Origin of the sequence: Bradyrhizobium sp. Ghvi (genome assembly GCF_900115265.1) — a bacterium.
Lineage (GTDB): Bacteria > Pseudomonadota > Alphaproteobacteria > Rhizobiales > Xanthobacteraceae > Bradyrhizobium.
In genome coordinates this window covers 184,987-199,292 of sequence record NZ_FOVU01000004.1, presented here as the reverse complement: position 1 = coordinate 199,292, position 14,306 = coordinate 184,987, and the positions used below count along the sequence as shown (strand labels likewise).

Genomic DNA, 14,306 nt, shown 5'->3' with positions numbered 1-14,306 from the left:
CGAGGTAACGCGTTGAAGTCACGCGGTTTTGCTGTCGAAATAAGCAGTCCTCAGCCATTTTTTCAGGCACCGCCCCAGCCATCTCAGGCAAATGCCCTCTCTCCATGCTTATCGAGGTGGCCCGCCCCTTGCTACCTCCTCGAAGTCATGCACTCTTGCCGCATGGCCAAGGACGTTGCGGTCTGCACCTGGACCTCATCGACCTGACCATTGGCGCAACGCCTGGGGAGAACAGTCGGCATCTATGGCAGTCGCGTTTGATGAAATGAATATTCCCGGCGGGGACCTTCGCCCTGCCTATCAGGAGCTGGCACGCTGGCTCAAGGAGACACCTTCCGAGGCGCTCGAATATCGCCGCCAGGAGGCCGAGCTCCTGTTCCGCCGCATCGGCATCACCTTCGCGGTCTATGGCGAGTCCGAATCCACCGAGCGCTTGATTCCGTTTGACGTGATCCCACGGATCATGTCCGGCAAGGAATGGACGGTGCTGGAGAAGGGGCTAAAGCAGCGCGTCAAGGCGCTGAACATGTTCCTGCGCGACATCTATCACGGCCGCGAGATCCTGCGCGCCGAGATCGTGCCCGATGATCTGATCTTCCAGAACCCGGTGTTCCGGCCCGAGATGAACGGCCAGCAGGTGCCGCACGACGTCTACGTGCACATCGCCGGCATCGACATCGTCCGGGTCGACGCCGAGGATTTCATCGTGCTGGAGGACAATGCGCGCACCCCCTCGGGCGTGTCCTACATGCTGGAAAACCGCGAGATCATGATGCGGCTGTTTCCGGACCTGTTCGCCCGCCACAGGGTGGCGCCGGTCGAGCGTTATCCGGACGAGTTGCTCGCCGCGCTCCGCTCGGTCGCGCCGCATAGCGCCTCGGGCGAACCGACGGTCGCGCTGCTCACGCCGGGCGTCTACAACTCGGCCTATTACGAGCACTCATTCCTCGCCGACAAGCTCGGCGTCGAGTTGGTCGAGGGCCGCGACCTCGTCGTCAAGAACAATGAAGTGTTCATGCGGACGACCGAGGGGCTGAAACGGGTCGACGTGATCTATCGCCGGGTCGACGACGATTTCATCGACCCCCTCACCTTCCGACCCGACTCCGTGCTCGGTGTGCCCGGACTGATGTCGGCCTACGCGGCAGGCAACATCACCCTCGCCAACGCCGTCGGCACCGGCATCGCCGACGACAAGGCGATCTACTCCTACATGCCCGACATCGTGAAATTCTATCTGGGCGAGGAGCCGATCCTGAAGAACGTGCCGACCTGGCGCTGCCGCGAGCCGAAGGATCTGGCTTACGTATTGGACAATTTGAGCGAACTCGTCGTCAAGGAGGTCCACGGCTCCGGCGGCTACGGCATGCTGATCGGCCCAGCCGCGACCAAGGCGACGATCGAAGCATTCCGCGAGAAGCTCAAGCGCGAGCCGGAAGGTTTCATAGCGCAGCCGACGCTGGCGCTCTCGACCTGCCCGACCTGTACGGCGAGCGGCCTCGCACCGCGCCATGTCGACCTGCGGCCCTTCGTGCTGACCGGGAGCAAAAGCACGACAATCGTGCCGGGCGGGCTCACCCGCGTGGCACTGAAGGAAGGCTCCCTGGTGGTCAATTCGAGCCAGGGCGGCGGCACCAAAGACACCTGGATCCTGGACGAGTAGAGAGATGCTGTCGCGTACCGCCGAAAACCTCTACTGGCTCGCCCGCTACGTCGAACGGGCCGAATATCTCGCACGCACCATCGATGCGACCTTGCGCGTCACCGCGCTTCCCGCCGCCTATATCGGCAAGACCAACGAATGGGACTCGGCGCTGCTCACTGCCGGGGTCGCGGAGAGCTTCTATCAGACCCACGAGGAAGCCAACGAGCACAACGTCGTCGACTACCTCTCGTTCTCGGCCGACAATCCGTCCTCGATCAGGAACTGCATCGAGGCGGCGCGGCTGAACTCGCGCTCGGTGCGGACCGCGTTGACCAGCGAGATGTGGGACACCATCAACTCTGCCTGGATCGAGTTGCAGGAGGTCTGGAGCAAGGGCACCTCGACGCGCGAGGAGCTGGCGAAGTTCCTGCGCTTTGTGCAAGAGACCTCGCTGCGCTTCGATGGCTCCGCCTACCGGACCATGCTGCGCAACGATGCGTACTGGTTCTCACGCCTCGGCCTGCATCTGGAGCGCGCCGACAACACCGCGCGCATTCTCGACGTCAAGTATCATGTGCTGCTGCCCGAGGAAGAGCACGTCGGTGGCCCGCTCGACTTCTATCAGTGGAGCTCGATCCTGCGATCGGTCTCGGCGCTGACGGCCTATCACTGGGTCTACCGTGAAACGCTGAAGCCGTGGCTGGTCGCGGATCTCTTGATCCTCAACGGCACGCTGCCGCGCTCGCTGGCAAGCTGCTACGACAACCTCGTACGCAACCTCGACCAGATCGGCGTCGCCTATGGTCGCCAGGGCCCGGCCCAGCGCCATGCCCGCGGCATTCGCAACCGGCTGGAACACAGCAACATGAACGACATTTTCCAGCACGGCGTGCATGAATTCATTCAGGAGTTCATTGCCGACAATTCCAGGCTGGGCGAAATCATCACGAAGCAGTATTTGATCTGACCTTCGGTCATTCCGGGATGGTCCGAAGGACCAGACCCGGAATCTCGAGATTCCGGGTTCGATGCTCGCGCATCGCCCCGGAATGACGGAGCAGTAAAACACATGCGCCTGCGAATCCTGCACACCACGACCTATCGCTACGAGCCGCCTGCAACGAGCGTGATCCAGATCCTGCGTATGACGCCGGGCAGCCATGATGGGCAATATGTGGCGGAGTGGCAGATCGACGTCTCGACCGACACCAAGCTCGACATGCACGAAGATGCGTTCGGCAACGTCACCCATGTGCTGTCCTGCGGACCCGTCACCGACATCAAGATCACCGCCGAGGGGCTGATCGAGACCCATGACACCGGCGGCGTGCTGCGCGGCACTGACGAGCGTTTTCCCGCCGGCATGTTCCTGCGTCCGACCGAACTCACCGCCGTCAATCCGGCGATGACGGCGGTCGCGCGCCAGCTCCGCAGCGAGGCCGAGAGCGACACGCTCGGCTTCCTGCACACGCTGATGTCCCAGATCAGCGATCACATGACCTTCGACGAGGATCCGACCAACAGCGGCACCTCGGCGGCCGAGGCTTTCACGCTTAAACGCGGCGTCTGCCAGGACTATGCCCACATCTTCATCGCCTGCGCCCGCTCCGGCGGCGTGCCGGCGCGCTTCGTCTCCGGCCATTTCCTGCGTTCCGACGGCACCGTGCATCAGGACGCCGGGCACGCCTGGGCGGAAGCCTATGTGCCTGATCTCGGCTGGGTCGGTTTCGATCCCGCCAACAGCATCTGCACCACCGACGCCCATGTCCGCGTTGCGATCGGGCTCGATTATCTCGGCGCGGCGCCCGTGCGCGGCACCCGCTATGGCGGCGGCGCCGAGACGCTGACGGTCGCGGTCAAGGTCGAGCAGGCCGGCCGCGGCGGCCAGTCGCAATCGCAGTCCCAGCGGCAGAGTTAGATTGCCATTCCGGGACGATGCGAAGCATCGAGCCATGGTGCGCAATTGCGGCACCTGAGAATCGATCGGGCCACAGAGTGGGAGGCGAAATGGATTCCGGGTTCGCGACTTCGTCGCGCCTGGGAATGACGACCTTTCGGGGGTTTCATGCCTCCCCAAAATTCGCTAGTACTTCGGCGCAAACGCGTTCGGGGACTGGAAATGACCTATTGCTGCGGAATCCTGGTTCGGGACGGTCTGGTGATGATCGCCGACACCCGCACCAATGCCGGCCTCGACAACGTCTCGACCTTCCGCAAGCTGCATATTTTCTCGAACCCTGGCGAGCGCATAATGGCGATCGCCAGCGCCGGCAATCTTGCCATCAGCCAATCGGTGCTCTCGACGCTGACCGAAGGCCTGGAAGACCCCGACACCGGCGAGGTCGAGACGCTGATGAACGCGCCGACCATGTTCCAGGCCGCCCAGCGCATCGGCCGGGCCATTCGAGCCGTGCACGCCACCGAAGGACCGGCGCTCAGATCCGAGGACGTGTCCTTCGATGTCTCCTTCCTGTTCGGCGGCCAGATCAAGGGCGCGCGGATGCGCCTGTTCATGATCTATACCGCCGGCAATTTCATCGAGTGCACCACCGACACGCCCTACCTGCAGATCGGCGAGCACAAATACGGCAAGCCGGTGCTCGACCGCGCCATGCATTACGACGTCGAGCTTTACGAGGCTCTGAAAACAGGCCTGATCTCGATGGACTCGACCATGCGCTCCAATCTCGGCGTCGGGCTGCCGATCGACGTGCTGGTGGTGCGCGCGGACGCCTGCGAAGCCGATCTCAACCACCGCATCGAGGCGGGCGAGCCTTATTTTCACGACCTGCGCTCGCGCTGGTCGGCGGCCTTGCGCGCCGCGCATCAGAACATTCCGCGCCCTCCCTACAAGAACGAAAAAGAATCCAAGACCTGACAACGCGAAGAAAAGGCAGGAAACGATGAGTGAAGCGAAAAAGATCGCGATAGTAACGGGCGCCGGCACCGGAGTCGGGCGCGCCGCCGCACTGGCGTTGATGAACACCGGCTTCACCGTGGTGCTTGCAGGCCGCCGTCTGGAGATGCTCGAGGAGACCGCGAAGCTCGGCCCCGCGGGCAAGAGCCTGTGCGTGACCGCCGACATGACCAAGCCGGATTCCATCGCCGCACTGTTCGACAAGGTGAAGGCGACCTATGGCCGGTTGGATGTGCTCTTCAACAATGCCGGCATGGGCGCGCCAGCGGTGAACTTCGAGGACCTCAGCCTCGAGCAGTGGCAGGCGGTGGTGAACACCAACCTCACCGGCCCGTTCCTGTGCACCCAGCACGCTTTCCGCATCATGAAGGACCAGACCCCGCGCGGCGGCCGTATCATCAACAACGGCTCGATCTCGGCGCATGCGCCGCGGCCGTTCTCGGCGGCCTACACCTCGACCAAGCACGCCATTACCGGCCTCACCAAGGCGAGCAACCTCGACGGCCGCATGTACGACATCGCGGTCGGCCAGGTCGACATCGGCAATGCCGCGACCCCGATGACCGACCGCATGGTCAACGGCCCCGGCGTGCTGCAGCCCGACGGCACCACCAAGCACGAGCCGCGCATGGACGCGAAAGCGGTCGGCGACGCCGTCGCCTACATGGCCGGCCTGCCGCTCGATGCCAACGTGCTGACGATGACCGTCATGGCGACGAAGATGCCGTTCGTCGGACGGGGTTGAGCCGCGCTCGTGCCCCGGACGCAGCGCGGCATGAAATGACGCGCTGCTGAGCCGGGGCCCCTGCCTCCGCGATCTCATTTTTGGTCTCTGGGTCCCGGCTCTGCGCCGCAACGCTGACGCGTTGCAGCTTGTCCGGGACACGAGATCTACCGCTACTCCAGGCTCTCCACCCGGCGCAGGCTGGGGAACAGCTTCATCCAGAGCAGCGCCACCGCCACCGTGCAGACGCCGCCGAGCACGGCCGCCGGCATGGCACCGAACAAGGCTGCCGTCAGGCCGCTCTCGAACTGGCCGAGCTGGTTCGAGGCGTTGATGAAGAGGAAATTCACCGCGCCGACGCGGCCGCGCATCTCGTCGGGCGTTGCGAGCTGCACCAGGGAGAAGCGGATCACGACGCTGATCGTGTCGGCCGCGCCCAGCACGGCGAGCGACAGCACCGACAGCCACATCCAATGCGACAGTGCGAATACGATCGTAGCGATCCCGAACACGATCACCGCCTGGAACATGCGCAGGCCGACATGCCGCGTGATGGCGTGGCGCGCCAGCACCATGGTCATCAAGAGCGCGCCGACCGCAGGCGCGGCGCGGAGCACGCCGAGCCCGACCGGGCCAGCCTGGAGAATATCGCGGGCGTAGATCGGCAAGAGCGCGGTGACGCCGCCGAACAGCACCGCGAACAGATCAAGCGAGATGGTGCCGAGGATCGCCGGGCTCCGGCGGATGAAGCGGACGCCGGCGAAGATGTTGTCCTCATCGGTCCCCTCCTTGGCGACCGCCTGCGGGCGCGGCTGGATGAAGCCGGTCAGGATCATCCCGAGTATCCAGAACAGCAGCATCACGGCGTAGGCGAGATGCGGCGCGATCGCATAGGCAAAGCCGCCGAGGGCCGGTCCCGTGATGGTCGCGACCTGCGCCGCGCCGCTTGACACGGCGGTGGCGCGCTGGAGCGAGCCCTGCGGCGCGATCAGCGGCAACAACGCCGCGGTGGTCGGGCTCTCGAAGGCGCCGGCAATGCCGAGCACGAAGGTGGCGACGAAGATATGCACCTCGCCGACCGCGCCGAACCAGGTGATCACAGCGAGGTAAAGCGCTGTCGCCGCTTCCACCAACTGGCAAAGCTGCACCACGCGCTTGCGCTCGAAGCGGTCGGCGGCGTGGCCGGCGACGAACACGAGCAACGCGGTGGGCGCAAATTGCACGAGGCCGACCATGCCGAGATCGAAAGCCGAGCCGGTGAGGTCGTAGATCTGCCAACCGATCGCCACGGCCGCGATCTGGCTGGAAAAGCGCGACAGGCTGCGCGAGAGCAGGAAGAACAGGAAAGCCCGATGGCGGAGGAGCTCACCGGCGCTGACCGGCGGACTAACGGATACTGGCTGATTTGACATCGCCTCTTCGGTCACGCTCGGCTGGTCGGCCCATGATATCGACGCGCCCCGCGTGGCGGACGCGGGTCTGGATGTCAACAGCACGCGCCGCCGGGACGCCTCCGGCATTGCGTTTGCAACGCACGTGCGACCATAATCATTGGGGGTTTGGGGACATCATGCTGCGGCTGCAATCGACACTCGGCGTTTTCGCATTGCTGCTGATCGCCTTCGCGCTCGCGGAGAATCGCCGTGCGGTTTCTCTGCGGCAGGCGCTGATCGGCCTCGTCGTCACCTTCGTCACCGCGATCGTGCTGCTGAAGGTGCCTCTGGTCGCGCATGGCTTCGGCGCCATCAACGACGCGGTCGGCGCCATCTCCGCAGCTTCGCGCGCCGGCTCCTCCTTCGTGTTCGGCTATGTCGGCGGCGGCCCCCTGCCCTTCGAGCTCAAGGTGCCAGGCGCGGATTTCATCCTGGCGTTTCAGGCGCTGCCGATCGTGCTGGTCATGAGCGTGCTGACGACGCTGCTGTTCTATTGGCGCGTGCTGCCGCCTGTCGTGCGCGGCATGGCCTGGCTGCTCGAGCGCACGTTGGGGGTCGGCGGCGCGGTCGGGCTCTCGACCGCCGCCAATATTTTCCTCGGCATGGTCGAAGCACCGCTGTTCGTGCGGCCGTATCTGTCACAGATGTCGCGCAGCGAATTGTTTCTGGTGATGACAGGCGGCATGGCCGGCATCGCCGGCACCGTGCTGGTGCTCTATGCGACGCTGCTTGCGCCGCTGATCACCGACGCGGCCGCACATTTCGTCATCGCCTCGGTGCTGGGCGCGCCGGCGGCGATCCTCGTCAGCCTGATCATGGTCCCCGAGACCTCCGACAAGCGCACCGGCGGTGCGCTGGAAGATCCCGAGATGCAAGTCTCCGGCACGATGGACGCGATCGTGAAGGGCACGGGCGCGGGACTCGAGCTGCTGCTCAATATCGTCGCGATGCTCCTGGTGCTGGTGGCGCTGGTCTATCTCGTCAACGCCATTCTCGGCCTGTTGCCCAACATCGGCGGCGCCGCGATCTCCTTGCAGCGTCTGCTCGGCCTCGTGATGGCGCCGGTGTGCTGGCTGATGGGCCTGCCCTGGGACCAGGCGATCACCGCGGGTAGCCTGATGGGCACCAAGACCGTGCTCAACGAGCTCGTCGCCTATGTCGACTTCTCGAAGTTGCCGCCCGATACACTCGATGCGCGTTCGCGGCTGATCATGCTCTACGCGATGTGCGGTTTCGCCAACTTCGCCAGCCTCGGCATCATGATCGGCGGCTTGGGCGTCATGGCGCCGGAGCGGCGCGAGGAGATCAACGCGCTAGGGCTGAAGTCGATCGTGTCGGGCACGCTGACGACGTGCCTGATGGGGGCGATCGTGGGGATGTTGACGTAACGGCGAAACCGTCATTCCGGGATGGTCCGAAGGACCAGACCCGGAATCTCGAGGTTCCGGGTTCGATGCTTCGCAACGCCCCGGAACGACAAGTGGCACCTACGCCTTCAGCTCCACCGTCCTGAATTCCGCCGGCAGGATCACCTCCAGCAGCTCCACATCATCAGAATAATCCAGGATCATGTGCTTGATCTTCGGCGGCTGGGTCCAGGCGCTGCCTTCTCTCATCATGGTTTCGCCCTGCCCATCCATGTAGGTCTTCACCCAACCCTTGAGCACGTAGACCATTTGGAAGTCGACGTCGTGGAAGTGCAGCTTCGAGACTTCGGCGGGATTGCAGGGCCCCTGCAGGCGGATCACGTGCGCTTGCGCGAGGCCGTGGGTCGCATCGGCAATGCCGAGGTCGCGGTACTTTGCGTAGGCGCGCAGACCGTCGGCTCTAAAATCTTCCTCGCGGTGATGGCTGATGGCGATGCGCTGCTTGGGGCGTGCGGGTTTCTTCGCCGATGACTTTGCCGGCGTGGTGCGCGCCTTCGCCCTCACCGCCTTGCGGGCCGAGGATCGCGCGGCCGACTTGGCGCCGCTGCGCTTCTTGACTGCGGTCTGGGCTGCGCTGCGCGATTTTGGTTTCTTGTTGGCTTTCCTGGCCATGGCCGGCCTCCCGATGTTGTTGTGACGAGAGGCTAGCACGGAAACGCGATGCCGTAGGGTGGATTAGCCGAAGGCGCAATCCACCAAGTTTCGTTTCCGCAGAGACAGACGGCGGCGGATTATGCTTCGCTATCCGCCCTACGACATCTCGCGTCAATTCAGCCGGAACACGCCGTCCACGGCGCGGAGCTCGGCCGGCTTGATCAGCTTGGAGTGCGCCACCGTCACCGAATGCAGCGGGCCGTCGAGCTTCTCCTGCCAGAAGGCGAGGAAGTCGGTCAGCGCCGGGAATTTCGGAAACATGTCGTAGTTCTGCCAGACGTAGGTCTGGAGCAGCGAGCGATGATCCGGCATCCGGTAGAGAATTTGGGCCGTCGTCAGCCCGTAGCCCAGCATCTGTTTCCGGAAGTCCTCGGAAACGCCCCCAACGCGCAGTCCCATGCCAAACCTCCTTTGCAGGAGCGCATACAGGGGGTGGCTTTATCGGTGCCCCGGGAGCCACCCGGAAACGATGCGCTCACATGAGAGAAATGTGACGCAAACTGACAATGCATCTCAAGCCCAAAAGTTTAACAAGCTGTTGAAATTCAATGCGTTAGCAGCAGAGGCGACCCCGTGCTAATACGGCTCCCAACGGCCACGAGGAGGCCCTCTCAGCCCCGTTAACGATGCCCTGGCGAAATTGGCAGACGGCGCTTCCGAGTGCTGATTTTTTTGCTACAAACCCTTGCTCCCGCAAAAATCCTGTCCTATTTCACTTTCGCCTGCGCTGGCACTCGCGAGCGCAGATTGCTAACAATGTTGAAATCCTCAACTCGTGCAAATGCTTAGGAGGACTGCATGAAATTCCGTCCGCTTCACGACCGCGTCGTGGTCAAGCGCATCGACGCAGAAGAGAAGACCGCTGGCGGCATCATCATTCCCGACACTGCCAAGGAAAAGCCCTCCCAGGGCGAAGTCGTCGCCGTCGGCCCGGGTGGCCGCGACGAGGCCGGCAAGCTGGTCCCGATCGACCTGAAGGTTGGTGACCGCGTGCTGTTCGGCAAGTGGTCCGGCACCGAGGTCAAGATCGACGGCCAGGATCTGCTGATCATGAAGGAGAGCGACGTGATGGGCGTTCTCGAAGTCAGCGAGTCCAAGAAGAAGGCGGCTTAAGAGCCCCTCTCCTCCCTCCAGTCAAATATCATCCAAGGAAAACTCCAGATGGCAGCCAAAGAAGTCAAATTCTCGGTTGAAGCGCGCGACAAGATGCTGCGCGGCGTCGACGTTCTCGCCAATGCGGTGAAGGTCACGCTCGGTCCGAAGGGCCGCAACGTCGTGCTCGACAAGTCGTTCGGCGCTCCCCGCATCACCAAGGACGGCGTCACCGTCGCCAAGGAGATCGAGCTCGACGACAAGTTCGAGAACATGGGCGCCCAGATGGTGCGCGAAGTCGCCTCCAAGTCCGCTGACGCGGCCGGCGACGGCACCACCACCGCCACCGTGCTGGCCCAGGCGATCGTGAAGGAAGGCGCCAAGTCGGTTGCCGCCGGCATGAACCCGATGGACCTCAAGCGCGGTATCGACCTCGCGGTCGAGGCCGTGGTTGCGGACCTGCAGAAGAACTCCAAGAAGGTCACCTCGAACGACGAGATCGCCCAGGTCGGCACCATCTCGGCGAACGGCGATGTGGAGATCGGCAAGTTCCTCTCCGACGCGGTGAAGAAGGTCGGCAACGAGGGTGTCATCACCGTCGAGGAAGCCAAGTCGCTCGAGACCGAGCTCGACGTCGTCGAGGGCATGCAGTTCGACCGCGGCTACATCTCGCCCTACTTCGTCACCAACGCCGACAAGATGCGCGTTGAGATGGACGACGCCTACATCCTCATCAACGAGAAGAAGCTCTCCTCGCTGAACGAGCTGCTGCCGCTGCTCGAGGCCGTGGTGCAGAGTGGCAAGCCGCTGGTGATCGTGGCCGAGGACGTCGAAGGCGAAGCGCTCGCGACCCTGGTCGTGAACCGTCTGCGCGGCGGCCTGAAGGTCGCGGCGGTCAAGGCTCCGGGCTTCGGCGATCGCCGCAAGGCCATGCTGCAGGACATCGCGATCCTGACCGGCGGCCAGGCGATCTCGGAAGATCTCGGCATCAAGCTCGAGAACGTCACGCTCAACATGCTCGGTCGCGCCAAGAAGGTGATGATCGACAAGGAGAACACCACGATCGTCAACGGCGCCGGCAAGAAGGCCGACATCGAGGCGCGCGTTGCCCAGATCAAGGCGCAGATCGAGGAAACCACCTCGGACTACGACCGTGAGAAGCTCCAGGAGCGTCTGGCCAAGCTCGCCGGCGGCGTCGCGGTGATCCGCGTCGGCGGCGCGACCGAGGTCGAGGTGAAGGAGCGCAAGGATCGCGTTGATGACGCGATGCACGCGACCCGCGCGGCTGTGGAAGAAGGCATCCTGCCGGGCGGCGGCGTCGCCCTGCTGCGGGCCTCCGAGCAGCTCAAGGGTCTGCGCACCAAGAACGACGACCAGAAGACCGGCGTCGAGATCGTGCGCAAGGCGCTGTCCTGGCCTGCTCGCCAGATCGCGATCAACGCCGGTGAAGACGGTTCGATCGTGGTCGGCAAAGTCCTGGACAACGAGCAGTACTCTTATGGCTTCGATGCGCAGACAGGCGAGTATACCAACCTTGTCTCCAAAGGCATCATCGACCCGACCAAGGTGGTCCGCATCGCGGTCCAGAACGCCTCCTCGGTGGCGGCGCTGCTGATCACCACGGAAGCCATGGTCGCCGAGCTGCCGAAGAAGGCCTCGGCTGGTCCAGCAATGCCTCCAGGCGCCGGAATGGGCGGTATGGACTTCTGATCCAGCTGTCAATGTGTCGATGATGACATGCAAAACCCTGGCACGAATGCCAGGGTTTTGTTTTGGCGAGCTTACGTCGTCCTTGCAAGCCGCGCCAAAGGCCCCCCTCGGCCTATCGGTGTGAACAGCGGTAGGGCCCAGACCTAATTTGCTTGTGACTTCTCCCTCGCCGGCGACGGGCCTCGGCCAAGGTAAAACGGTCCCAGCACCGCGATGGAAGTGGGGCCTGCCGCTCTGTGGACCCGCGGCGGCGATGCCGCCCGCAATCTGGTCGAATACTGCAATCATCCCGAAGGAACTGCGTGTTCAAAACTCCGCTGCAAGCACGGATGCCGGACGCCGCACGGGCATGACGGATCTCCCGCAGGCGGCTCTCTTTGGGACAAAACACCAATTGACAACGCTGAGTGAGTCTTGAGGGAGAATGGGAGGATACTGGAGCATGCGCCTCCCATAGATCATATCGAAGACGCGTCTTAATAAGAGCCCGCGCAGCGGCCGCAATAAATCCAGGGCTCGGAGAACGTGCTTATACTGAGCTTGCATCCACACTATACCGATGTGTAACCGAGCTAGCCCCGGGGATGAATTGGCACAAAGCGCGACCGGGTTCATTATGGGCCTTATGGCCATGTATACTCAGGTTTACGCCCAATTCACGGAGGCGCAGGAACGCACAGCCAAAGGCCGTGCAGCTGCACTACACTCCAGCTTGATCGCTGACCTCAGTCAGCTGAATTTTGCAGACGCGGATGACCGCCGAGCATTCCCTCCAACCCTACATAGCATATTGGCAAGGCACGGACTGTTCGGGCTCACCACGCCAGGAGAGCACGGCGGATTAGCTCTTCCCTTGCAGGAGGCCATCGACCTCATCTCCGCCACTGCATCCTTCGATGTCTCCGCTGCCTCTACCCTCGTCATCCATAACTTCCTCGCCTTGCCCTGCATCCAAGCGGCACCGCACATTCCCGAACAAAAGCATATCATTTGGGGGGCAACACGCGGCGATCTCTGCGCTTTCGCTTTGACGGAGCCTGCAGCCGGCTCGGCCCCGAGGCATATAGAGGCTTCCGCTCTCCTGCGCGAAGATATAGTTCGTATCTCTGGCCGCAAGATCTGGATTGGCCTCGCTGACTGGGCTCGCTGGATCGTTTGCTTTGCGCGCGCGTCGGGACCGGATGCGAAAGGTCGGCTCGTTGGTGTACTCGTTAACAGGCAAGCTCCAGGCCTCAAGGTCACGCACGAGCATCGCACACTCGGTCTACGTGGCATCATTCAGAATACCCTGGAGTTCCAGGATGTCGAGGTGCCGCGTTCTTACGTGCTCTCTCGCGATCAAGACGGCTGGGGTGCGGCGGCATCTAGCATGAACCGCGGCCGTGTCGGTGTGGCTGCTATGGGTCTTGGAGCCCTTGAGCGAGCTATCCAGGTCGCAGCTTCTTATGCAAGCCATCGTCGGCTCGGTAAACTGCGTATGATCGAGAACAGCTACATCGAGCAGTTATTTGGGCAGATGGTGCTGCGGCGGGAAATCGTGAAGGCGATGCTGGCTGCATCCTGCCGACTTGTTTCGGCGCAGGGCGCGCCAAACGTCCACCTTGCGTCGGCAACGAAGGTTTTGTCCTCGGAGTGGTGCGGCCTTGTCGCTGATCAATGCGTCCAGCTGTTAGGTGGTCGTGGTTACGATGAGGGAGCGCCTTTAGCCAAAATCTATCGAGACGCTCGCATCCTTCGCATCTTCGAAGGTCCGACTGAGGCGCTCCTATCACATCTCGGCCGCTGCCTTCTCTCTAAAGCCACACGTGACGAAATAGCCGATCTCTTTCGTTCAGTTGGAGCGGCATCAGTTCATGCTGCAGCAATTGAGGAGCTTTCTGGGCTTAATGAGACAGACGGTGCCGTGCTGATCTATGCGGGTTGGCTCACCACATTGGGACTGGCAAAAGCTGTCATGTCTGCTGGTTGCTTCTCTAGCTCAGATTGCGCCGCAGCAGCGGCCGACCTGGTCAGTTCCGAACTAGCAACTCTCCGTACTCGCGCGCCGGCACGTCAATCTGTCGAAGTCTGCAATCTGGCTAGTCGGACTCTGACCACCTTCCTCGAAGATGCGGCTTGTTCCATTCGTTCACCTGTCCTGACAGACGATTATCTTAGACTGGTGCAGTACGTCTAAGATCTGCCGAATGCGGGACGCTTTTTCCACCTGGTGGTCCCGCGCGCGAGGATGCAACTGCGGAAAGGTGAAGCATCCCTGCGCACTGCCACGGCTAAGGCCGGCAGGCTCTGCTATGAGGGCCTAATCTACTGCAACCGAGGAACCACCGTGGTCGGCGACAGCCTGCGCCCGCTCGTGGAGAAGACGTCTGATTGTCGCGCGGCGATCAGGATGGAAGGCGCATTGCCTCGCCTTAATTGTTACCGGATGCTGAGCCGTTGCCTCACGTAAATTGCTCCCCTGAATCGGGGACGAGCGGGGGCGCAGATGGGGCGGCTGAGCATGGCAAGGCGGAAGGAACTGACGGCGGCGGCAGGCGTGCGTTATCGGCATTCGGATCGCGCGAAGAAGGCACGAATATTAGATGAGTTCGTCGACATCACTGGGTTTCATCGCAAGCATGCGATGCGACTACTTCGAGGCCAGGAAGACGCACGCTCAGGCCGACGGCCGCGACGTCGGATCTATAATGAGGCAGAACACAAC

At 62.8% G+C, this 14,306-nt stretch carries 12 protein-coding genes and 1 pseudogene; 10 read left to right on the top strand and 3 right to left on the bottom strand.

Going from position 1 to position 14,306, the window contains the following annotated elements:
* Nucleotides 1–244: 244 nt before the first annotated feature.
* From BM374_RS16340 to BM374_RS16320, 5 genes are all read left to right on the top strand, one after another.
* Nucleotides 245–1,663, top strand: a complete 1,419-nt coding sequence (locus BM374_RS16340; RefSeq protein ID WP_092293906.1) for a circularly permuted type 2 ATP-grasp protein — start codon at nt 245–247, stop codon at nt 1,661–1,663.
* A 4-nt stretch (nt 1,664–1,667) separates the two neighbouring features.
* The gene (locus tag BM374_RS16335) at nt 1,668–2,612 is read left to right on the top strand and encodes an alpha-E domain-containing protein (RefSeq protein ID WP_092293904.1); all 945 of its coding nucleotides are present in this window, start codon (nt 1,668–1,670) and stop codon (nt 2,610–2,612) included.
* Between the two features lie 102 nt (nt 2,613–2,714).
* Nucleotides 2,715–3,563 (top strand): transglutaminase family protein, encoded by an 849-nt coding sequence (locus BM374_RS16330; protein WP_092293903.1) that lies wholly within the window; start codon nt 2,715–2,717, stop codon nt 3,561–3,563.
* A 201-nt stretch (nt 3,564–3,764) separates the two neighbouring features.
* Nucleotides 3,765–4,523: a proteasome-type protease gene (locus BM374_RS16325; protein WP_092293901.1), complete on the top strand. Its 759-nt coding sequence runs from the start codon at nt 3,765–3,767 to the stop codon at nt 4,521–4,523.
* A gap of 25 nt (nt 4,524–4,548) precedes the next feature.
* Nucleotides 4,549–5,307: an SDR family oxidoreductase gene (locus BM374_RS16320; RefSeq protein ID WP_092293899.1), complete on the top strand. Its 759-nt coding sequence runs from the start codon at nt 4,549–4,551 to the stop codon at nt 5,305–5,307.
* A gap of 152 nt (nt 5,308–5,459) precedes the next feature.
* Here BM374_RS16320 and BM374_RS16315 read toward each other — a convergent pair whose 3' ends face one another.
* Nucleotides 5,460–6,698 carry an MFS transporter gene (locus BM374_RS16315; RefSeq protein WP_177248351.1) on the bottom strand — a complete coding sequence of 413 codons (1,239 nt, stop codon included), beginning with the start codon at nt 6,696–6,698 and terminating at the stop codon, nt 5,460–5,462.
* Between the two features lie 158 nt (nt 6,699–6,856).
* Here BM374_RS16315 and BM374_RS16310 point away from each other — a divergent pair, with 158 nt between their 5' ends.
* On the top strand, nt 6,857–8,107 hold the full coding sequence (locus BM374_RS16310) for a NupC/NupG family nucleoside CNT transporter (RefSeq protein ID WP_092293896.1): 1,251 nt from the start codon (nt 6,857–6,859) through the stop codon (nt 8,105–8,107).
* 99 nt (nt 8,108–8,206) lie between these two features.
* On the opposite strand, the gene BM374_RS16305 is transcribed toward BM374_RS16310, so the two are convergent.
* Nucleotides 8,207–8,758, bottom strand: a complete 552-nt coding sequence (locus BM374_RS16305) for a cupin domain-containing protein (protein WP_092293894.1) — start codon at nt 8,756–8,758, stop codon at nt 8,207–8,209.
* A gap of 153 nt (nt 8,759–8,911) precedes the next feature.
* Nucleotides 8,912–9,199, bottom strand: coding sequence for an usg protein (locus BM374_RS16300; RefSeq protein ID WP_092293892.1), 288 nt, complete (start codon nt 9,197–9,199; stop codon nt 8,912–8,914).
* 399 nt (nt 9,200–9,598) lie between these two features.
* Here BM374_RS16300 and BM374_RS16295 point away from each other — a divergent pair, with 399 nt between their 5' ends.
* From BM374_RS16295 to BM374_RS37900, 4 genes and pseudogenes are all read left to right on the top strand, one after another.
* Nucleotides 9,599–9,913: a co-chaperone GroES gene (locus tag BM374_RS16295; RefSeq protein WP_092293891.1), complete on the top strand. Its 315-nt coding sequence runs from the start codon at nt 9,599–9,601 to the stop codon at nt 9,911–9,913.
* A gap of 48 nt (nt 9,914–9,961) precedes the next feature.
* Entirely contained in the window at nt 9,962–11,602 is a 1,641-nt protein-coding gene (groL, locus tag BM374_RS16290) for a chaperonin GroEL (protein WP_092293889.1), read from the top strand.
* Nucleotides 11,603–12,161: 559 nt separating this feature from the next.
* Nucleotides 12,162–13,778, top strand: coding sequence for an acyl-CoA dehydrogenase family protein (locus BM374_RS16280; protein ID WP_092293885.1), 1,617 nt, complete (start codon nt 12,162–12,164; stop codon nt 13,776–13,778).
* Nucleotides 13,779–14,087: 309 nt separating this feature from the next.
* Nucleotides 14,088–14,306 (top strand): annotated as a pseudogene (locus tag BM374_RS37900) (ISNCY family transposase); the annotation flags it as partial.